At 52.5% G+C, this 21079-nt stretch carries 24 protein-coding genes and 1 pseudogene; all 25 read right to left on the bottom strand.

Translation table 11 applies throughout. From position 1 onward, the window contains the following. Positions 1-3: 3 nt before the first annotated feature. Positions 4-675 carry a menaquinol-cytochrome c reductase cytochrome b subunit gene (gene qcrB, locus FPL14_RS27090; protein WP_169278742.1) on the bottom strand — a complete coding sequence of 224 codons (672 nt, stop codon included), beginning with the start codon at positions 673-675 and terminating at the stop codon, positions 4-6. A gap of 19 nt (positions 676-694) precedes the next feature. Beyond that, on the bottom strand, positions 695-1228 hold the full coding sequence (locus FPL14_RS27085; RefSeq protein WP_182300636.1) for a Rieske (2Fe-2S) protein: 534 nt from the start codon (positions 1226-1228) through the stop codon (positions 695-697). Positions 1229-1487: 259 nt separating this feature from the next. Next, positions 1488-1910 (bottom strand): DUF2487 family protein, encoded by a 423-nt coding sequence (locus tag FPL14_RS27080; RefSeq protein ID WP_182300635.1) that lies wholly within the window; start codon positions 1908-1910, stop codon positions 1488-1490. Between the two features lie 26 nt (positions 1911-1936). Beyond that, positions 1937-2899, bottom strand: a complete 963-nt coding sequence (locus tag FPL14_RS27075; protein ID WP_182300634.1) for an alpha/beta fold hydrolase — start codon at positions 2897-2899, stop codon at positions 1937-1939. Positions 2900-3097: 198 nt separating this feature from the next. After that, positions 3098-3280, bottom strand: coding sequence for an IDEAL domain-containing protein (locus tag FPL14_RS27070; RefSeq protein ID WP_182300633.1), 183 nt, complete (start codon positions 3278-3280; stop codon positions 3098-3100). Between the two features lie 48 nt (positions 3281-3328). Then, positions 3329-3541: pseudogene (locus tag FPL14_RS30875) on the bottom strand (gamma carbonic anhydrase family protein); the annotation flags it as partial. Between the two features lie 53 nt (positions 3542-3594). Next, positions 3595-4809 carry a hypothetical protein gene (locus FPL14_RS27065; RefSeq protein WP_182300632.1) on the bottom strand — a complete coding sequence of 405 codons (1215 nt, stop codon included), beginning with the start codon at positions 4807-4809 and terminating at the stop codon, positions 3595-3597. Positions 4810-4938: 129 nt separating this feature from the next. Then, complete coding sequence (locus tag FPL14_RS27060; protein ID WP_182300631.1) at positions 4939-5547, bottom strand: histidine phosphatase family protein; 609 nt, start codon at positions 5545-5547, stop codon at positions 4939-4941. Further along, on the bottom strand, positions 5544-6137 hold the full coding sequence (locus FPL14_RS27055; protein ID WP_182300630.1) for an anti-sigma factor family protein: 594 nt from the start codon (positions 6135-6137) through the stop codon (positions 5544-5546). The genes FPL14_RS27060 and FPL14_RS27055 overlap by 4 nt, the downstream gene beginning before the upstream one ends. Beyond that, positions 6134-6730 carry an RNA polymerase sigma factor gene (locus FPL14_RS27050; protein WP_182304187.1) on the bottom strand — a complete coding sequence of 199 codons (597 nt, stop codon included), beginning with the start codon at positions 6728-6730 and terminating at the stop codon, positions 6134-6136. The genes FPL14_RS27055 and FPL14_RS27050 overlap by 4 nt, the downstream gene beginning before the upstream one ends. Before the next feature lie 568 nt (positions 6731-7298). Beyond that, positions 7299-8435 (bottom strand): prephenate dehydrogenase, encoded by a 1137-nt coding sequence (locus FPL14_RS27045; RefSeq protein WP_182300629.1) that lies wholly within the window; start codon positions 8433-8435, stop codon positions 7299-7301. A 4-nt stretch (positions 8436-8439) separates the two neighbouring features. After that, a complete protein-coding gene (gene hisC, locus FPL14_RS27040) occupies positions 8440-9537 on the bottom strand; it encodes a histidinol-phosphate transaminase (RefSeq protein ID WP_182300628.1) in 1098 nt (365 codons plus the stop codon). Positions 9538-9684: 147 nt separating this feature from the next. Beyond that, positions 9685-10530, bottom strand: coding sequence for a tryptophan synthase subunit alpha (gene trpA, locus FPL14_RS27035; RefSeq protein ID WP_182300627.1), 846 nt, complete (start codon positions 10528-10530; stop codon positions 9685-9687). Beyond that, complete coding sequence (gene trpB, locus FPL14_RS27030) at positions 10527-11735, bottom strand: tryptophan synthase subunit beta (RefSeq protein ID WP_182300626.1); 1209 nt, start codon at positions 11733-11735, stop codon at positions 10527-10529. The genes trpA and trpB overlap by 4 nt, the downstream gene beginning before the upstream one ends. Beyond that, positions 11732-12415 (bottom strand): phosphoribosylanthranilate isomerase, encoded by a 684-nt coding sequence (locus FPL14_RS27025; RefSeq protein WP_182300625.1) that lies wholly within the window; start codon positions 12413-12415, stop codon positions 11732-11734. The genes trpB and FPL14_RS27025 overlap by 4 nt, the downstream gene beginning before the upstream one ends. Continuing rightward, positions 12415-13218: an indole-3-glycerol phosphate synthase TrpC gene (trpC, locus tag FPL14_RS27020; RefSeq protein ID WP_182300624.1), complete on the bottom strand. Its 804-nt coding sequence runs from the start codon at positions 13216-13218 to the stop codon at positions 12415-12417. Before trpC ends, FPL14_RS27025 begins: the two co-directional genes overlap by 1 nt. Continuing rightward, the gene (gene trpD / locus FPL14_RS27015; RefSeq protein WP_182300623.1) at positions 13208-14254 is read right to left on the bottom strand and encodes an anthranilate phosphoribosyltransferase; all 1047 of its coding nucleotides are present in this window, start codon (positions 14252-14254) and stop codon (positions 13208-13210) included. The genes trpC and trpD overlap by 11 nt, the downstream gene beginning before the upstream one ends. Before the next feature lie 21 nt (positions 14255-14275). Further along, positions 14276-15856, bottom strand: coding sequence for an anthranilate synthase component I (trpE, locus tag FPL14_RS27010; RefSeq protein WP_182300622.1), 1581 nt, complete (start codon positions 15854-15856; stop codon positions 14276-14278). A 160-nt stretch (positions 15857-16016) separates the two neighbouring features. Next, positions 16017-16148, bottom strand: a complete 132-nt coding sequence (locus FPL14_RS30420; protein ID WP_267875391.1) for a hypothetical protein — start codon at positions 16146-16148, stop codon at positions 16017-16019. Between the two features lie 295 nt (positions 16149-16443). Next, the gene (locus FPL14_RS27005; protein ID WP_182300621.1) at positions 16444-17067 is read right to left on the bottom strand and encodes a hypothetical protein; all 624 of its coding nucleotides are present in this window, start codon (positions 17065-17067) and stop codon (positions 16444-16446) included. Positions 17068-17275: 208 nt separating this feature from the next. Further along, a complete protein-coding gene (gene aroH, locus FPL14_RS27000; protein WP_182300620.1) occupies positions 17276-17644 on the bottom strand; it encodes a chorismate mutase in 369 nt (122 codons plus the stop codon). After that, complete coding sequence (gene aroB, locus FPL14_RS26995; RefSeq protein WP_182300619.1) at positions 17641-18756, bottom strand: 3-dehydroquinate synthase; 1116 nt, start codon at positions 18754-18756, stop codon at positions 17641-17643. Before aroB ends, aroH begins: the two co-directional genes overlap by 4 nt. Further along, the gene (gene aroC / locus FPL14_RS26990) at positions 18756-19925 is read right to left on the bottom strand and encodes a chorismate synthase (protein ID WP_182300618.1); all 1170 of its coding nucleotides are present in this window, start codon (positions 19923-19925) and stop codon (positions 18756-18758) included. Before aroC ends, aroB begins: the two co-directional genes overlap by 1 nt. Before the next feature lie 102 nt (positions 19926-20027). Further along, positions 20028-20189 (bottom strand): hypothetical protein, encoded by a 162-nt coding sequence (locus FPL14_RS26985; protein ID WP_182300617.1) that lies wholly within the window; start codon positions 20187-20189, stop codon positions 20028-20030. Between the two features lie 61 nt (positions 20190-20250). Next, positions 20251-21072: a CheR family methyltransferase gene (locus FPL14_RS26980; RefSeq protein ID WP_182300616.1), complete on the bottom strand. Its 822-nt coding sequence runs from the start codon at positions 21070-21072 to the stop codon at positions 20251-20253. Positions 21073-21079: the final 7 nt, after the last annotated feature.

Below are 21079 nucleotides of genomic sequence, written 5' to 3'. Positions count from 1 at the left end.
CTCTTACAGCGGCCCGGAAATGCCCTGTTTTCGAATCATAAAGAAGTGTCCCGCAAGCAATGCCAACAACGCTCCAGGCAAGAAGAACACGTGGATCGCGAAGAACCGCGTCAGCGTTTGCGCGCCGACGATCGTTCCGCCGTTCATTAGTTCCTTGATGTACTCACCGAGGAATGGTACGGCACCCGCAATTTCCAAACCGACCTTCGTCGCGTAATACGCTTTGTTGTCCCAAGGAAGCAGGTAACCCGTGAATCCAAGACCCAACATGACGAAGAAAATCAACATTCCGACTACCCAGTTCATCTCACGAGGCGCTTTGTAAGACCCGGTGAAAAACACGCGAAGAGTATGTAGGAACATCATTACGATAACCAAGCTTGCTCCCCAGTGATGCATTCCGCGCACGATCGCTCCGAAAGCGACTTGATGCTGCAGATAATCAACGCTGTAATAGGCGTTGATTATGTCTGGGACGTAATACATCGTCAAGAACATCCCCGAGAGGATTTGTATGACGGTGATGAAGAACGTCAATCCGCCGAAGCAATAAACAAAAGCGGAGAAGTGATGCGCCGGGTTAACGTGCTCAGGCACCTCGTGATCGGCGATATCTCTCCACATCGGCGTAATATCAAGACGTTCATCGATCCAGTTGTACATGTTTTTGAACATGGAACGAAACGCCCTCCTTCTATGCGCGACTATTCGGCTCTATCGGTCCAAGATAAACCCAACCGTTTTCTATTTTGACTTCATACTCATCGAGCGACTTAGGAGCTACTACGATGTGTTTGCCGTCTTTCGTATAACGTGCGCCATGGCATGGGCAGTGATACTCGTTCGGTGTTTCCGCTCCGCCCCAGCTTACCATGCAGCCGAGATGCTTACATACGGGCGAAAGCGCGAAAATTTTGCCGTCGTCGCCTTTCGTGATCCATGCCGCAAGCTTCGGGTCGCTTTCGTACCAGCCGTCAACCTGGTGAATTTTGAACTTCACTTCGGTTGGCTCGTTCGTCACCTTGCTCTCTTCGATGACTTTAACGAAGCCGGCCTTTTCTTTCTTCTGCAATATAGGATCTACGGCAAAGCGGATCATTGGTAAAATGGCCCCGCCGGCCATGAAGGCTCCTGCTCCGCCAAGCGTGTAAGACAAAAATTGACGTCTTGACATTTCTTTGCGCTTAACCGGTTTGTGCGTGGTTTCTTGCTGCTTATTGTGGTCCATTCGTTCTACCCCCTTTGCCACACCAATCTCGCGTCCGATACGGACTTAACATTTTGTTCACAAGGACATAACTATAATAGCCCACGCGCTATGGAGCGTCAAGAATAGGGTCGAGACTTTCCTTCCTCGACGGGAATCGCACAACTAAAATGTTCTCAAATTGTCACATTTCACCGTGGGTCGTGTCTGCCTATTGTTTACTCTTTATATCTAAGCTTATGCGTAGTTCCGGCGGATTTACGGATTATTGATGGTTCCGTTAAGCCTGGGGCTTACGCCAGAGCGCCGCCACGGACTTGCTGATCCTCTCGGCGTTCGGCTCTTCTTCCCCCGGACCCGGTTGAATGACTAGATCCGCATTCAGCCGTTCGCCCGCTAATGTAGCCTGTCCGCTAACTACGACGACGAAACGAAAGCCGATTCCCCTCCATTGGCCGATCAACCGATTGATTCTATCCGCGTCCTCTGCTTCGCCCGCTTCATAATGATAAGCGGGCATCGTCACCGTCCGCCCGCGAAAAGCTTGCTCCAAAGGCGCCAGCCATTGTCCTGCGCGCGCGACCTTCTCCGTTGCTTCCCACGGGGTTTCCTCCCCCGTCAGGCCGGATATCGGAATAAGGCACGTATCTAAGTATGGCTGCAGTTCCGGCCAGCTATTTTCATCGATTTCGCTGAATTTCATAATGCGCGCACTCTCCTTGTACTTCTTTACAACCATTCGGCGATGAACGTCATCGTCATATCCGCGAAACCGGGTAACCACTCGTGAGCGAAATCGGGATAAATCTCGACGCGCTTCGGCGAAGCGATTTTGTTATATGCCGCGAATTGAGTGGAAGGCGGAGTTACGGTATCCATTAAACCGGTTGCCATCATGACCTCGCCTTTAATCCTAGGAGCCAGGTGCTGCACGTCGATATAGCCGAGCTTCTCGAACACTTCGTTCTTCCGCTTGTGCTGCGGATCGAATTTACGGAAGTAAGTTCTAAGGTCCTCATACGCGCCAACGTCCAGATCCATCTCCCATACCCGTAAATAATCGCTTAGGAACGGATAAACGGGAGCAAGCTTCGCTATGCGGGGCTCTAGCGCACCGCAAGCTAGCGTCAGTCCGCCGCCTTGGGAGATGCCGATGGCCGCTACTCTAGCCGGATCGACTTCCGGCATCTCCATGACGATACCCGCCAATTGGGCCGCGTCCAGGAACATATGGCGATACAACAAATCATCCGGATGATTGTCGATGCCGCGAATAATATGTCCGCGAAGCGTATTGCCTTTAACTGCTCCGACATCTTCCGATAGTCCGCCTTGTCCGCGGCAATCCATGGAGATCACGCTCACTCCGAGAGCGGCATATGCGACTTTGTCTTGCCAATCCCCCGAATCCATCGATAAGCCGTGAAATTGAAGAATAGCCGGATGAGGTTTTTTCCCTTCTTTGGGCCGTATGTACTTAGCGTGTATTCGCGCTCCCCGCACTCCTGTAAAAAAAAGATGGAAACATTCCGCGAATGGAACCTGAAACTGCGCGGGCACCAGCTCGATCTGAGGGTCGACGCTTCTCATCTCGGCGATAGCTCTCTCCCAGTACTCATCGAAATCCGCCGGCTTCGGACTGATCCCTTCATAAGCGAATAGCTTCTCTAAAGGTAAATCGATTTGTGGCATGCTTGTCTAACTTCCTTTCGCTAGGTTCCTATAAATCTCTTCCATCGCTTCATTATCGTACTCCAAAACGATAAACAATTAAAGCGTCATTTCTAACGCAGCGGCGCTTTCTTAACATGCAAAAAACCCGGTCTCTTCCGACCGGGTCACCATAGAACTTCGGATCATAACCTTCGAAGAGGGAAACGTCCGCGGCCTCTAGCGCTGCATCGTTTTTAATTCATCCGTCAAACGCCGAAACGATTCTACATCTCCTTGCGCAAGCGCATCATCGATCGCATGATAGAGCTTCTCCGTCCGGTAATTGCGCAGCGCTTCGTCCAGGACCATTTCTGCCGCCAATCCCAGCATCGTCTCATAGGCGACTTTCATGTTGTCCATTCGTTGCACCTCCGAAATCCGGCGTTAGGACCCCTCTTAAGGATTCCTTTATTTCTCGCCTTTGCTTACGTAACCGTCTGCCGTTCGCCGCATTCGCCGCGAGATTTCCTCCGTTAATTGCCGGATAACCTATGCTGGAGATCCTAAGCGTAAACTGATCTAACTGTAATGAGCGCACCGGCCTCCCACTAAAGCATATTCATCGTTTTCAGCCCCGTTCAAGACGATAGCCCCCCTGCCGATCAATGTGCCCTTGCCTATCGTTCAACCGTGCATCGATTATTGGAGTTTATGGCAATCGGCGATAAAACGCCTTAAACCGGCGGTTTCCCTAGATTTATCGCATCTTCGAAAGCGAGCGTATTTCCGGAGACAAGCAGTTTTCCTTGCGGGGTCATGATCACTACGCTGTTCCCTTCAGCCGTCTCGCCCCATCGGATCACGCCTAGATGCATAAGCATGACCAATACCCGTCGTTCGAGAACATCTTTCTGGGTGTCGTAATAATAGGAACGAACGATCGGCTGCAAAATCTCATAGATCGAATCCACGGTCACCCAATCTGCCGACAATCGCATAATCCACTGCGTCAGCGTATTCAAGTTGGGAATGGCTCCCTTATACAGGCGAAGCCAGAATCGATACAGTTTAGTCGGGTCGGGCTTGGCAAAACCATCTGCTATGTTGCGGCCTTCTTCGCTCAGCATGAGTCGGTCCGATTGTTCCGCGATATAACCTTCGTAGAATACGAAGTCATACAGAAGAGAGAACCTGTCGGGATAGTCGCGGAATCTACGGCCGTAGCCAAACCTCCACCCCCCTCTGGAAGGGAGCTCCTCATGCACGGATAAAAGCTCTAAAGCTTGCTGAATCTGCCGCTTATACATAACCCCTTCCGAAGTTAATGGCAGCTCGTTATCCCGTACGAATCGAAGAAAATGAACGATGTCTTCCGCGAACAAACTCCTCTCGTCCCGATAAGCCGCCGGCTCGTCGACCACGACCAGCGATGAGCGATATCGCTTTTCAAGCGCGTCGCGCAATCGCAGCTTCACGTCTTCCGGCACTTGATACAACAAGCGGGTCTGTTGCGAGAAACCGTTGAACAACCATCCGAATCTCTTGAATCTCGAGATGGAATGCCTAGCGGACTCATCCGGACTTGGAGGCGGTACAGGTGCCGCGTTCTTCCCTTTACGGACGCGGGTTTCGGCTTTCATCGGGGCGAGATTGCCGCCGGTCGAAGACGAAGTCTCGTTAGCCTTGGAATCTCCGCTTAGGGCTCTCGCCTTCAACTCTTCCAAGCTGTAAGCCGACCGGTTCTCGAACAGAAGAGAATTCAAGAAACGCAAGTCGTTTCCCGTCATTTCGCTCACCCTGGATTCCAAGACTTCCCGCCGTTGCAAGGTCGAAAGAATAGACTGAATCAATTCGTTCTTAGAGTGGCTGCTGCAGGTGCATTCGTACGTTTCGGCAATGGTCGTCAATTCGGCAATGTCCGCATACACGAGCATGTCGGCTAAATTCATCGGCACACCCCGCTTTATGGAGGATTTATTGTACAGTATGGGCGCGGGAAGCCGGTCTTAAACGTTAGCCGTTTTTTGTTCCGATTGCTGCGCGAAAATAGTAAAGATCCGGGAACGTATCCCGGATCTTTAAGGGGTGGTCTTGATCTCCGCATCGGACAGATGCCTCGTGCAATTATGAAGCAACAGCTCCCAACCTGCTTGTTGCCGCTCTAGAACCGTTAACGACATATTAAGTAAATGCGCGTTATCCAAATCCCCGCACAGAGATTGTAGCATTCTAGCGAGAAAGCTGCCGTGCGTGACGATAAGCCAAGCTTCTCCCTCATGCTTTCTAGCGAACTCGTTAACGAATTCATGTCCGCGGACGCGAATCTGTTCATCGGATTCCTGATCGGGAACGAGACGGCGCCATTCGGCTCCCCAACGGGCCAAACGCTCCGGTTCCGTCGTTCCTTCGGCGGCGCCGAAAGAACGCTCTCTTATTCTTGGGTCCACGACTAACGGAAGCTCTAATCGTTCTGCCAAGATTTGAGCCGTCTGCCTCGCGCGCTGCAGATCGCTGGTGTAAATGCCGGTCCACTTCAATTCTTCATTGATCAGCCTATCGGCAAGCAAACGCGCCTGTCGCAAACCTTCCGCGCTTAATGGGATATCGGTTACGCCTTGGATTTTGCCCAGTTGATTCCATTCCGTAATCCCATGCCGCACCCATCCTATACGAGTCGCCAACGTCATGAGCGAACCCGGGAAAACCAATTCAGGATAAGCAACGTCATAACCATGCCGACAATGGAGAGGGCAACCCAATATTCAGGCATGGCGGGCGAGACGTTAAGCATAATCGGATCGCTTAGGCTGGCGACGGGAACGTCGAGGTGAATGCTGTCACCGTATTGATGGCTAACCGCAAAGGCATCGGCTCCCGATCTCTTGTTGCTGACGCCTCCGTCGGGACTAAATACCGTATACAGAAAACCGCAAACGAATAGCGTGAACATAGCCGCAAGGACTAGCGCTATTTTCCTTCTAAAGCCGAATGAAAAAGAATACGTCCGACGCACGGTCGGCATATACCACTTCTGTTCGGCATATATGCGATTCATTACATTCTGGTTCAGCCATGCCGAAGCGACGCGTTCGTTGTCCGTATCCGCTTCATTGAACGGCAGTTCATGAATGAGCTCCGCGCTTTCTTCCCACATGCGAAATTCTTCCGCGCATTCGCTGCAGCTCTGAACGTGCAGATCGACGGCAATCCTGTCCGCGGAATCGCCGGGCAAATCCCGATAGATTCCAAACCATTCTACTGCTTCTTCGCATTTCATCGCAGCTTCATCTCCTCGTACTCCTTCATCATGGCCGGTTCGGTAAAGTACGATTCCAATTGTGTTTTCACACTGGCCCTGGCCCGGAATAACAACGATTTGACGGAACTGACCGTCTGTCCTAATATGTTAGCGATCTCTTGGTAGTCCATTCCATCGTACTCCCTTAGAATAAGCGCGGAACGCTGTTTCTCGGGCAAGCTGTTGATGGCGTCTCTCACCATGGAAACCTTCTCGTTGCGCAGCAGACGCTGCTCGGGTGCCTCTTCTGGAGGGGCGGCTGGTATGTATGTGGAGTCGTCGAGTGAAAGATGCGCCGCTTTCTGTTTACGCAATTCACTGAGAACCGTATTACGTGCAATCGTATATAACCAAGTAGAAAAGGACGCGTCTACTTCCCTAAAGGAATGCAAACTGCGGTAAGCTTTATAAAAGGTTTCGGAGCTCATATCCTCGGCCAATATTTCCAGTTTGGCGCTTTTCAGCATATGGTATACGAAGGACAGAATCTTCTTCTGATATCGTCCCATAAGCGTAGAATACAATTCTACGTTTCCGTCTTTGATTTCCCGTATTAATTGGGAATCGGTCATCATATCCGCGACCCTCCCCCCATGTCAGGGTGAACGTTCGCAGCCGGCAGACTACTTAATTGTACCGGCCAAAAACGAAAAAGTTGCGCTCAAAGGCGCATTGTTTTTTATAGCGAATTCAGGAAGATTAACTCCATTGGACATTGCTGAAAACCGGACGCAATAAAACGTTTTCCTACAATCCCTTGCGGTGTTGGATTCCATCTTCGCTTGGAAGCCCAGTATTTTACAAATGCTATATGCTATTGTATCACAGGAATGGGCTTTTGGAGCTTAAAAATTTCTCAAATATTATTCAATTTTTATTGGGTATTGTCATTTTAATCGTTATATTTGTCCGTATCGGCACATAGACAAAAAAAATCCACCCCGAAGGGTGGTCGCACATTGTGCAAGTATTGGATAGGAGTGGAGAGAAACCATACTGTACTTTTATTATATGTATCCGTTTTCATTTTGTCAATAAGCGTTTACATTTTATTTTAAAGCGTTTACAACCATCCTTATCCTCACTAGGCATTAAATATGCAAGAGAGAGGCACGCCATTGGCGCGCCTCCCCATCTTTCTCACATATGAACAGCATATTGCAATGATTTCAATAAAGCCGTCGCTTTGTCCAAATCTTCGGACTGCTGGAAAGACAATCTCAATATTCCCGGAACGTCCTCCCTGCTCTCGATGATCTGCAGGTTGCTTAAGTTGATTTGGGCTTGGCCTAGCTCGGTAGCGATCTTGCCGATGATGCCCGGATGGTCGGGAACGTCGACGTAACATTCGTACAGGGAAGTAATCATCCCTTTGCGACGCTCGGGTAGCTGGCTGCGGAACCGGCCGGAAAGGCGGAACTGCTCCTCGATCCCTTCGCCGTCCTCATCCTCCAACAATTTCGCGAACCGGTCCATCTCCGCTTGCCAATCTTTCACGAGCTTTAGCACGACTTCTCTATTGCTGAGCAGAATGTCCCGCCAAATGAGAGGATCGCTCGAAGCGATTCGGGTAATATCCCGGAATCCGCCCGCCGCCAATCTGCGGTACAATTCGTTCTGCTCGTTGTATCCGGCTATTTGGTTGACGAGGGCTACGGCAATCAGGTGGGGCAGGTGGCTAATCGCTCCCACGATGACGTCATGCTGAACGGCATCCGTCTTCACGACGTGGGCCCGCGTCCATTTCAGCAATCGCTCCAGCTTCTCTACGTACTCTACAGGCGTCCTTTCCATAGGCGTGAGCACGTAGAAAGCATTTTCCAGCAAATGAAGGCTTGCCGCCTCCACCCCCGAACGCTCCGAGCCCGCCATCGGATGACCGCCGATAAATACGGCCCCTTGCAGCGCGAGCTTATCCGCATGATGGACGACGGACGCTTTCGTGCTGCCCACGTCCGTAATAATGCATCCCGGTTTGAGCGGCAATCGGGAAAGCTCGTCTACGTACTCCTCCAGGCGCCCTACGGGCACGCATAGGAACAAGAAGTCCGCGTCCTTAGCCGCTTCCGCGATAGAAGTCGTTGCCCAGTCCACGACCCCGCGGGCTACGTACTTCTCCGTTGACGACTGGTTGACGGAATGTCCTACCACCTCGACGCCGGGTTTGCCTTTGAAACATAACGCCAAGGAGCCTCCGATAAGGCCGACTCCGAATATGGCGATTTTAATCGGATTTGATTCGTTGAATGGTTTAAAGTCGCTAAACTCTCCGCTCATGCCTTCACACCTTTACCGCGAGTTCTTGCAGCACGGTCGTCAGCGCGGCGATGACTTTTTCGTTCTGCTCTTGGCTTCCGACCGTGATGCGAACATAAGTCGGATACAGCTTATGGCCCGCCCTTACGATAACGCCCTTGCGCAGCAGCGCGTCGAACACTTCCTGCCCGGATCTCTTCACGTCCACCATGATGAAATTGCCGTAAGCCGGGAATGCTTGCAGCCCCAACTCCGCGAAGGAGCGATTAAAGTAAGCTAAGCCTTTCTTGTTCTCTTCGCGGCAGAAAGCGATGAATTCGTCGTCCTGCAAAGCGGCCAACGCGGCCGCTTGGCCGAATCTTGACGTATTGAACGGCTCCCTGACCTGATTGATGCTGCGGATCACGTCCGGACGGCCGATTCCGTAACCGATGCGCAGAGATGCCAAGCCGTAAATTTTCGAGAACGTCCTCAGCAGGATAACATTCGGGTATTTAGCCAGCAGCTTCAAACCGTCCGGAAACGACGGATCGTCGATATACTCGCAATAAGCTTCGTCCAATACGACGAGAACATGGCTTGGTATTTCCGACAGGAATTGTTCAACTTCGTCCGCGGTGTTGATCGTTCCGGTCGGGTTATTCGGGTTGCACACCCAGACGACTTTCGTTTTGTCCGTCACGCGCTCGCCCATCGCCTTAAGATCATGCGTTCCATCTTTAAGCGGAACCTCGATGATCGTAGCGTTCTCGATTTGCACGTTATGTTTGTACTGCGGGAACGTCTGGTCTGCCATGATCGTCTCGTCCCCGGGAACGAGGAACGCGCGGGCGATCATAAGAATGATTTCGTCGGAGCCAGCGCCGAAAATCACTTGATCGGTGTTCACGCCAAAGCGTTTGGCAATGGCATTCGTCAGCTCGACTGCCGCGCCGTCCGGATATATGCTAATATTCTCCATCTCGCGAGCGATGGCTTCCTTCGCTTTCGGAGAGCTGCCGAACGGATTCTCGTTGGAGGCCAGCTTAATGACTTCGGTTAAGCCAAGCTCCCGTTTAACGTCTTCTACGGGCTTGCCGGGTTGGTATACGGGCAAATGAACAATATTCGGTTTCGGTTGCATATAATTCCCTCCTGTGATACGACAAACGGAGCGTTAAGCGCTCCGCCCGAAGGCGGAACTTATTCGCTCCGTATGGATATGTGTATTCTATTGTGACACATCAACGCGTCACTGTACAGCATTAAGATGAATTAGGAAGAAAGTCTCTTAGGCAGACGGCTTGCGAGGCTTTAATCCCGCTATAAAACGCTGAACGGCTTGAATGCCTTGTTCGCGTTCCGAAGAAACGGAGGAGCTAAGCAGTGGCAAAGCTTCTTCCACTTGGCGCACGATCGCGCTTCCGACGATAACCCCGTCGCATTGTCCGGCAAATCGTTCCGCGTGCTCGCGGGAAGAAATTCCGAAACCTACGCAGATCGGTACGGAAGCCGCTCTGCGTACGGTGCCGAGGAAAGCGTCGATCCCATCATGGAAAGTGGATCGCACGCCGGTCACCCCTAACGAGGAAACGCAATAGACGAAGCCTTTGGCGTTAGCGGCTATCCGTTCCACTCGAGCTTCGGATGTCGGCGCGACCAACGGGATCAGATGAATGCCGTTCGCTTCCGCGAGCGCCCGCGTCTCCGAATCTTCCTCTAGAGGCAGATCGGGGATAATGACCCCGCTAAAGCCGTGTTGCTTCAGCAAGTCGAAAAATCGTTCCAAGCCCAATTGAAGCGCCGGATTGAAATAGCTGAACAAGATAAAAGGCATTTTAACGCCTCTGTCTCTCGCTTTGGAAGCGACCGCCATGCAATCGGTAAGGCTAATCTTGTTCTTAAGCGCGCGCTCGGAGGCGCGTTGAATGACAGGCCCGTCCGCCAGCGGATCGGAATAAGGAACGCCGAGCTCGATCATATGCGCGCCCGCGGCTTCTGCGGCTTGCACGAGATCGACCGACGTTTCCAAGTCGGGATCGCCCATCGTCATGAACGGGATGAGAGCCGTTTCGCCTTTGGCTTTCAGTTCCGCGAACACGGTATCGATCGCGTTAGGTGCTAGTGTCGTGCTCATCGTTGCTGCCCCTCCTCTTCAGCCAGATAAGACATAATGGATTCCACGTCTTTATCCCCGCGTCCCGACAGACTAACCACGATGATTTCGTCCTTCTTCATCGTCGGAGCAATCTTCAGCACTTGCGCGATGGCATGCGCGGATTCCAGCGCCGGAATAATCCCTTCCATTCGGGACAGCATTCCGAGGGCATCCAACGCTTCTTGATCCGTAATCGGCACGTACTCCGCGCGTTTAATGTCTTTTAAGTAGGCATGCTCGGGGCCGATCCCCGGGTAGTCAAGCCCCGCGGATATCGAGTGGGCAGGCAACACTTGTCCGCCTTCGTCCTGAAGCACGTAGCTCATGGAGCCTTGGAAGACACCCGGACGCCCTTTCGTCATGGTCGCGGCATGCTCCTCCGTCTCTACCCCTCTTCCGGCGGCTTCGACGCCGACCAAGCGCACGCCCGTATCCCCGATGAACGGATGGAAAATACCGATCGCGTTGCTGCCTCCGCCAACGGCAGCCACGACGACGTCCGGCAGACGCCCTTCGGCTTCTTGAATTTGCTCTCTCGCTTCCAAGCCGATAATTCGTTGGAAATCGCGAACCATCATCGGATACGGATGCGGGCCCGTAACCGAACCGAGAATGTAGTACGTATCGTCGACGTGGCTAACCCAGTAACGAAGCGTTTCGTTGCAGGCGTCCTTCAACGTACGGGTTCCCGACGTGACCGGGATGACCTCGGAACCGAGCAGCTTCATGCGGAATACGTTGAGCTGCTGGCGCTTCGTATCCTCTTCCCCCATGAACACTTTGCATTCCAACCCCATCAGCGCCGCTACCGTCGCCGAGGCAACCCCGTGCTGCCCCGCTCCGGTTTCCGCGATCACTTTTTTCTTGCCCATACGCTTCGCAAGCACGGCTTGTCCGATCGTATTGTTGATTTTGTGCGCGCCCGTATGGTTGAGATCCTCGCGTTTGAGGTAAATTTTGGCGCCGCCCAAATGCTGGGACAGTCTTTCCGCGTAATAGAGCGGAGTCGGACGTCCGGAATATTGCTTTAGCAAATAACGGACTTCCTCTAGGAATTCCGGGTCGTCCTTATATTTCAGGTATGCTTCCTCGAGCTCGATTAACGCGTTCATCAACGTTTCCGGGACGTATTTCCCGCCGAAAGGACCAAAGCGTCCGTGTTGATCAGGTACTACTTGACTCATGAGCTTTTCACCCTTTCTACGAATGCGGCGATTTTATGCTGATCCTTCACCCCGTCCGTCTCCACGCCGCTGGAGATATCTACGCCGACCGGATGATAGGTTTTAATTAATTGATCCGCGTTATCGGGGCTTAATCCGCCGGCAATGAATAGCTGCAACCCGTTTCGGAGCGCCGCCTCCTGATAGGCAGGGATAACTTCCCAACGGAAAGCTTTCCCCGTACCGCCGCCGGCGGTATCGAGCAGAATAGTCGACACCGCACCCCGGTAAGCATCGAGCCTCGCGGGACCTTCGATCGGATCCCCGTCTTCTTCGGTCACGGGCAGCGCCCGCCATACCTCGACCTCGAACCGTTCTCCCGCCCGGCGACAAAATTCCGGAGTCTCGTCCCCGTGCAACTGAACGACATCCAGCGGTACGATGGACAACGTCTCCGCTAACTGTTCCATAGTCGGATCTACGAATACGCCTACGGCACGGGGAGGTTTTCCGTTAGCCATCGGAGTCTGCCGCGCGACCGCGAGAAGCTCGGCGGCGCGCTCCGGAGATACTTGTCTCCGGCTCTTCGCGAAAACGAAGCCAATGTATTCAACCGAGAGGCCGCTCATCCCGATTAACGTGTCTTCTTGCTTAATTCCGCATATTTTCACCATGGAGGACCCGGACACGGAATTCGCCATTATCGTGCGCCTTCTTTCGTCACGGGACCAAGCAAATCATGAACCGCGTCTTGAACGTTAGCTTGACGCATGAAATGCTCGCCGACTAACACGGCTTGCGCCCCGGCTTGGCGAACGAATGCGATGTCATCCGTCGTCGAGATCGCGCTCTCGCTTACCGCCACGACATCTTTCGGCATAAGGCCGATCAGTTGCTCGGTCACATTCAGATCCGTCACGAACGTTTTCAGGTCGCGATTGTTTACGCCGATTAGCGATGCCTTGCCGATCTCGAGCACCGTTTCCAGCTCCGGGCGGTTGTGGACCTCGACCAGCACGTCCAACCCCAGGTCGCGCGCGAGCGTATAGAACGATGAAATCTGGCTTTTCGTCAAAATCGCGGCGATGAGGAGAATCGCGTCCGCGCCGATCAACCGAGCTTCGTAAATTTGGCGTTCATCGATCGTGAAATCCTTGCGCAATAGAGGCACTTTGACTTGCTCGCGTATTTGCTTCAAATATTCGTTGCTGCCTTGAAAATAATCGGTATCCGTCAGCACGGAAATACAATCCGTGCCCGCTTGTTCGTACGCTTGCGCCAAGCTGACCGGATGGAAGTCCGGGCGGATGAGCCCTTTGGACGGACTCGCCTTCTTCACTTCCGCGATCAGGCCGACGGGACGGTTGCGTCCGATCAAGGCTTGCTCGAAGCCGCGGCACGGCTGTAGGTCCGCGATCGTCTTCTCGGCTTCGTTAATGGATAAAGTTTGTTTAAGCGCCGTTACCTCTTCCTTCTTGGTGGCGACGATGCGATCAAGAAACATGGCTCACTTCTCCCGTCGTTGTAATCCAATGCTGCAGTTTATCCGCGGCAGCGCCGGAATCTATCGTTTGCGCGGCGATTGCGACGCCTTCATGCAAGGAATCCGCGCGGCCCGCGACGTAAATGCAGGCTCCCGCGTTCGCGAGCACGACGTCTCGGTACGCGCTCTTCTCTCCGCCAAGAACTCTGCGTATGATCTGCGCGTTCTCCTCCGCGTTTCCGCCTTGCACCGCTCCCAGGGACACGGTCGTCAAGCCGAGCGACTCGGGAGTGATGTCGTAAGTAACGACTTCCCCGTTCTTAAGTTCGGATACTCGCGTTGGCGCGGACAGACTGATTTCGTCCAACCCGTCGTGGCTGCCTACGACCATCGCTCTCTTCAAGCCAAGCCGCGATAACACTTCCGCAACGGTATCCGTGCGCGTACGGTCGTATAGGCCGATTAGTTGAAGATCCGCGTTCGCCGGATTCGTCAAAGGTCCGAGCATGTTAAAAATCGTCCGGATTCCCAGTTCTCGCCTAGGAGCCGCGGCATGCTTCAATGCCGGATGGTAGAGCTGGGCGAACATAAAGCAAATGTCCGTACGCTCGAGGCAAACCGCGGCCTGTTCGGCCGTAAGATTAATGTTAACGCCAAGCGCTTCCAGCACGTCCGCGCTTCCGGCCTTGCCGGACATCGCCCGATTGCCGTGTTTGGCTACCCGTACGCCCGCGGCCGCGGAAATAATAGCCGAAGCCGTCGAGATATTGAACTTATGGATGCCGGAACCGCCCGTGCCGCACGTATCGAGCAGATCATGATTTTCCGTGACGACGTGGTTGGAGAACGCGCGCATCGCTTCCGCGAAACCCGTGATTTCGTCAACCGTCTCCCCTTTCATTCGGAGGGCGATGGCTGTTGCGCCGATCTGGGCGGGAGTCGCCTCGCCTTTCATGATCGTCGACATAACGCCGTATGCTTCGTCGCGCGTAAGATCGATGCTGCTCGTAAGTTTGGCCAATGCTTGAGGCAAGCTTATCGTGAGGGTGTCGCTCATATCGCTTGATTCCCCTTCCCCTTAATCATAATCCAAATTCGTACGGCGGTCTCCTGCTAAAACGGCCGAAAAGTCGGACGAGCTACGCTTAACGGAGCCTGCCGGAGGGAAAGCCGCTTCCGCGGCGCGAATCGCTTTAAGCATCCCTTTGGCCTTGTTCACCGTTTCTTCGTATTCGTTCTCCGGTACGGAATCCCAGACGATTCCCGCGCCGGCTTGCACGTACGCTTTGCCATGCTTGAAAATAATCGTCCTAATCGTAATGCACGTATTCAGATTGCCCGAAAAACCGAGGTAACCGATCGCGCCCGCGTAGGCGCCCCTTGCCTCGTTTTCCAATTCGGCAATAATCTCCATCGCCCGTAGCTTCGGAGCTCCCGATACCGTTCCCGCCGGAAGGCAACTTAGGAACGCGTCGTAGAAGTCTTTATCCGGACGCAGTTGGCCGGTCACGTTCGACACGATGTGCATGACGTGCGAGTAACGTTCGATTTCCATGTAGCTATCGCATTTAACGGATCCGTAAGTGGACACCCGACCTATATCGTTCCGGCCAAGATCCACTAGCATGACGTGCTCCGCGCGCTCCTTTTTGTCGGCCAGCAATTCCTTCTCGAGCGCCAGATCTTCCTCCGGCGTTTTCCCCCTTGGCCTGGTCCCGGCGATCGGACGAGTCTCGACTTTGCCGTTATCGACTTTGACCAAAAGCTCAGGCGACGTGCCTACGACAACCTCGTCGTCCAATTTAAGCACGTACATATACGGCGACGGATTCATCGTTCTCAGCACTCGGTACACATGAAGCGGATCTACATCGGTTTCGATATGGAAACGCTGGGACAGCACGACTTGGAAAATATCGCCCGCGCGAATGTACTCCTTCGCTTGGTTGACGTTGTCTATGAATTGTTGTTTGGTCAAGTTAGAGGATATTTCTCCGAGCTCCGGATCTTGCGGCGGCGCGCCTCTGGACGGTTGAACCGGAATCGGCTGCTGGATTCTGCGGATCGTATCGTCGATGGCGTTCAACGTCTCCCGATAAGCTGCTTCGATATTAGCCTCATTCGCGTCTTCCGGAATATGCACGTTGCCAATGACGAGCACCTGCTGCTTGAAATGATCGAATACGATGACCAAGTCGCAGAACATGAACTGCATGTCATCCATATTCAAATCGTCTTTCTTGTGCGGAGGAAGCTTCTTCTCGTAGTATTGCAACAGATCGTAACCGAAAAATCCGATCGCCCCCCCGGTAAAAGGAGGAAGCTCAGGCAGCGCCGGGCTGCGGTAGGAACGAAGCTTGTCTCGCAATAGCTGCAGCGGCTCGGTCGTCGCGTGGGACTCCGACTTGCCGTTCTGCTCGAGAGTGAGCTCGTTTTTTTTCAGTTTCAATACGAGAAACGGATCCGTCCCGATAAAAGAATATCTAGCCCATTTCACGCCGCCCTCTACGCTTTCAAGCAAGAACGCGCGCTTATCGCGGCTCAGATGCTGGAACACCCGAATCGGAGTTTCCGTATCCGCGAGCAGTCTCCGAACCACCGGTATGACGTTATATTGTTCTGCCATTTGCTTGATTCCCTGGAGCTCTTGCTGGTCCATCGTACATCTCTCCTTTGTAGACGATCTAATGCGCTTCGATGTCGGTCCGTGTATGATGTTGATCTCGTTTTATCGTCGTGGTTCCAAACTCATATGCGGGATTATGCCATTAAAAAAGCACCTCTGCTCCGCAGAGATGCGCGTAATTCGATAAGTTAAGTTAGGCCTCTATCACAATGCAGATCATCTGCACGAAGGATACGGCAACTCCGCTCATCTCATCTCTACTCGGCTCGCATCCGCGTAAGTTGTCGTCCCTGTGGCCGACCGTTCCGCGATGCGTAATATTCATCTAATATAGCACTCCGCCTCTTCTTCCGTCAACACACAAATTGGAAAAAGCATATCCCGTCCTTCCTCTACCTGGATTCCCCACTCTGCTTACCAGTCATTGGAAACTAGCCGATTAACACGAATTGCTCGTGTTATTTCTGTTCAATCAGCTTCTTTAGCGATTTAACACGACTGACTCGTGTTAATCTGTAAATTCTGCTACTTTCGGCGATTTAACACGACTGGCTAGTGTTATTTCTGTTCATTCCGCTACTTTGGGTGATTTAACACGATTGGCTAGTGCTATGTGATCTCTAATATAGAATCTTGTATGCATCTTCCTCTAGAACGTATTCGTGGTTGCGTTTCAATCCATCGTATCGTGGTCTCATGAACCTTTTTTCTATTAGCTGACGAATAATGATGCGACAAGTATCTTGATTCTTCTGCAAACAATCACGAATATCCGCCATACGTATAGGTCGGCACAAGTATATGGCATATCTTATCACTTCCCGCTCGTATAGCGAGAGCGAATGATAAGTCGCCCCCTTCGCATTAGCGCCATACCGACCATAAAGCTCGTACAATGTCCTTCGGCACATATCCGGTTTTTTGTCCATCTCGTCAAAGGTGAATGGGATGTATTTAATAAAGGTTGCCGGCATTGATCTAACCTTCTGTTTCTCGAAGTCAAAACGGGGACGGGTTATATTCTCTGCATGCGGCACAAAGCCCTCGGCTTCAAACCCGAATCGGAATGAGTCGTCAAAAGCATCGATATAAGCCTTCACTCCGGATAAAGTTACGATTTCCTTCTCCAGAGTAATTCCATGAAACGACTTGCGAACCGGCCAAATTATATCAACCAATAGTTTTCTTTCTCCCTCGCCTTGTTTCTTCAGTTGCTCTAATCGCATACCTTGGGCTTGGCTCATCTGAACCTCCAATAGCTGCATATACTCCCGTTCCGCCAAAGACTTCGACATGGCAACCCCTCCTCAAAGATTTAGTTAAACAAAAAAAACACGCCATCCTCTCCAAGGAGAGAAACGGCGTGTGCTTCACGCATGGCTATCGCATAGAAAAAATTGATAAGTGCGCTTGACTTGTCGGTGCGGTGCGTACGGGTCAATGATCCCCAGATTACTTAGCTGCCAGATCCGGGCGAAGAGCCTGAGCTCTGTTGAGGTAGACGTGGCGGATTTCCTTCTGGGAAACTTCCGTATTCACGAGCACCATCAGGCGAATGCACTTTTCCAGGCTGCCTTTGACCGGCACTTCCACGGAACACATGAGTGGCACCAGCTCCCAGCCGGCCATCTGGCGAATGGCGCGAGCAGGGAAAGTTGCGTCCAGATCCTGCGTTACCGTAATGAACACGCTGGCAATGTCATCCGGCTCGAAGCGATTCACTTCGACGATTCCGTTCAATAGTTCGATTGTCGCGTCCAAGATCGGACCTTCTTCATTTAATTCTACCGTTATGGCTCCACGGATTCCCCTGACGCTCATGGATGTTCATTCCCCTCTCTTAATCCGTCGACAATGTCCGTAACCCACTCCGTAGGCACGTCATTGCGAATTTCCACGCTTCCGATCGCGGTTGGTACAATGAATACCATGTTACCTTCCGCGAATTTCTTATCATGCAACATGGCATTCATGATTTCATCCGTAGGGCAGCTTGCCGGAATGCGGACGGGAAGTCCGAATTTCCGGAATAAACGCTCCGTTTCTACGGCAATGTCCCCTGAATAACCGAACTTCGCGGCCAAACGGGCAGAACCGACCATCCCTATGGCAATCGCTTCTCCATGAACCAGTTCTCCGTAACCCGCAACGGCTTCAAGCGCATGTCCGATCGTATGTCCTAAGTTAAGGATCGCCCGCAGATCGTTCTCGCGTTCGTCGCGCGAGACGACGATGGACTTCACCTTGCAGCCTTCATATAACGCGTAACCTAACGCTTCCGGATCCAAGGCAAGCAGCTTCTCCGAATTCGTGTCGCACCAAGCCACGAACTCCTTATTCCAGATGAGTCCGTGTTTGATCACTTCGGACAACCCTGCGCGGACTTCCCGCATCGAGAGGCTAGCCAGCGTATCGATATCGTACAACACAAAATCCGGCTGATGGAAAGCACCGATTATATTTTTAGCCAAGCGATGGTTAACAGCGACTTTACCGCCAACGCTGCTATCATGCGCTAATATCGTCGTCGGAATTTGGACGAAACGAACGCCCCTCATATATGAGGCCGCAACAAACCCAGCGAGATCGCCGACCACACCCCCGCCCAAAGCGATGACGGTAGATTTGCGATCGAGACCGGCTTCCAAAGCCGCGCCGACAAGCTCGTCTAGCATCTCCAGCGATTTGGAAGTTTCGCCGGATGGAACGACGGCCGTCGTCACTTTGTATCCGGCCCGGGCTAGAGATTCCTCTACCTTCTCCGCATACAAATCCACTACCGAATTGTCCGTAACCAACAATATCGGCGACTTAACGGGAAATCCATGCTCCGTAAAATACTGTCCGGTCCGCGAGATCAATCCCGTACCGATGTAGATAGGATAGGAACGTTCTCCGAGATCGACCGTAAGCTCTCTCGTTCCGCCCGCCATCAGTAAGCCTCCACTTGACTAAGGTAGCTGTCCAAGTTTCTTTGAATCTCGTCGATCGAATCTCCGCCGAATTTTTCCAAGAACGCTTGGGCGACTTCCCAGGCAACGACATGCTCCATGACGACGCTTGCCGCAGGCACCGCGCACGCATCGGAACGCTCAACCTGGGCGGTAAAAGCTTCCTTCGTATCGATGTCTACGCTCGCGAGCGGTTTATAGAGCGTCGGGATAGGTTTCATTACGCCGCGAACGACGATCGGCTCGCCGGTCGTCATTCCGCCTTCGAATCCGCCTGCGCGGTTAGACGCGCGATGAAAGCCTTTGTCCGCGGTATGCAAAATCTCGTCATGCACTTTGGAGCCCGGAATGCGCGCGGCTTCGAAACCGATACCGACTTCGACTCCTTTGAACGCGTTGATCGACACGACCGCTTGCGCGATTCTTCCGTCCAGCTTGCGATCCCATTGTACGTGGCTACCGAGTCCGACCGGCAATCCCGTTATGATACATTCTACGACGCCGCCTATCGTATCGCCTTCCGCTTTCATGCGATCGATTAGCTCAATCATTTTTTGCTCCGCGTCTTTGTCAGCTACTCTAACGGGAGACTCCTCGGTAACCGCGATAAGCTCGTCGATCGGCAAATTCGGAGTTTCAGCAACGATTCCGCCTATAGAGACGACATGTCCCGCCACTTTAATGCCGAATTTCGCCAACAACTGGCATGCGATCGCGCCGACGGCTACGCGCGCGGCGGTCTCACGAGCGCTTGAACGCTCTAGCACGTTGCGCAAGTCTTTAAGATTATATTTCAAGCCGCCGTTCAGATCGGCATGACCGGGACGCGGGCGAAAAACGCGGCGCTTCGCCTCGTCGCTGCCTTCGATAGGTTCAACGTTCATTACGGAAGTCCAATGCTTCCAATCTTTGTTCTCGACGACGACCGCCACCGGCGCTCCTGTCGTACGTCCATGTCGGACTCCTCCGACGATCTGCGCGGTATCCGTCTCGATCTGCATGCGACGGCCGCGTCCATGCCCCTTCTGGCGTCGTTGCAATTGGAAATTCAAAGCTTCGAAATCAAGCTCCAGATTACTCGGCAATCCTTCGATAATGGCAGTAAGCTGCGGGCCGTGCGTTTCCCCCGCGGTTAAGTAACGTAAACTCAATTTCGGTTCCTCCCAATTGTATGCCTCTATTAGCCACGCAAGCCGTGAACATCTTTGACCATTATAGTACAGCGTTAAAGCGTTTGACAAGAAAACAGCCCGTCATGTGCGGACGGACTGTTTCTTATTGGTTTTCGAGCGAACCCCTCTCGATTCCCTCATATATCCGAGCAACTCAACGTTGTCCAAACCTAATATTTGCGCGCATTCCTGCACGGAAATCAACCCTCGCCTATATGCGGCAATGACTTTGCGTTTGTCCATGGTTCCCTCCGTGTGGGCTTGAATAGCCTTATTATCGGTTGGGAGCCTAGTCAACATACGCTTAAATCACGCGGCGGTAAAAAAAAGTATCGGCCGTTTCCAAGCCGTATTGTCCAGGCGAAAAAATCTGTTCCGTACTGCCCACGAACAGCAATCCGCCGGGTTTAAGCGCTTGGGCGAACTTGCCGTACAGAATATGCTTGGCGTCTTCCGTGAAATAAATCATCACGTTGCGGCATACGATCAAATCGTATTTGTCGCCGAACTTGTCCAGAAGCAGATTTTGCTTTTGATACTTTACCGCTTTTTTCAGCTTGTCGGCAACCTTAAAGGCGCCGTCCGCTTCCGTGAAATAATTGTTCTTGAAAGCGACGGGCACATCCCGCAAGGATCTCTCCAAGTAGATGCCTTCCTTCGCTTTCCCAAGCACTCCTTCGTCGATATCCGTCGCGATCAAGGAAGTCCGATCCAAAGCATTCAAGGAATCCAAGATCATCGCTAGCGTATACGGTTCTTCCCCAGTCGAACAGGCGGCGCTCCAGATGCTCAGCCGTGGAGAGGCTTTCATAAGTTCCGGAAGAAATTTATCCTTCAGCACTTGCCAACGGTTAGGGTTACGCCAAAATTCAGAAACGTTGATCGTCATCCGATCGAGAAATTCATTCCGTAGCCGCGCGTCTCCGGACAAAGCCGAGAAATAATCGTTAAAGGATTTGTACCCGTATTTCATCCGCAAGGTCGTCAAACGTCGACGCATCTGGTTTTCCTTGTATTGCGAAAGGTCGATCGACGTCAAACGCTTAATATTGACGATGAACCGGGCAAAATCCTCATCCTCGGAAAAGTTAGAACTTGCATTCAAACTGGAAAGGTTGTCTCCCATGACGTTC

Origin of the sequence: Cohnella cholangitidis, assembly GCF_014107495.1 — a bacterium.
Taxonomy (GTDB): Bacteria; Bacillota; Bacilli; order Paenibacillales; family Paenibacillaceae; genus Cohnella; species Cohnella cholangitidis.
The sequence above is the reverse complement of the archived record's forward strand: the minus strand, read 5'-3'. Positions and strand labels throughout refer to the sequence as shown.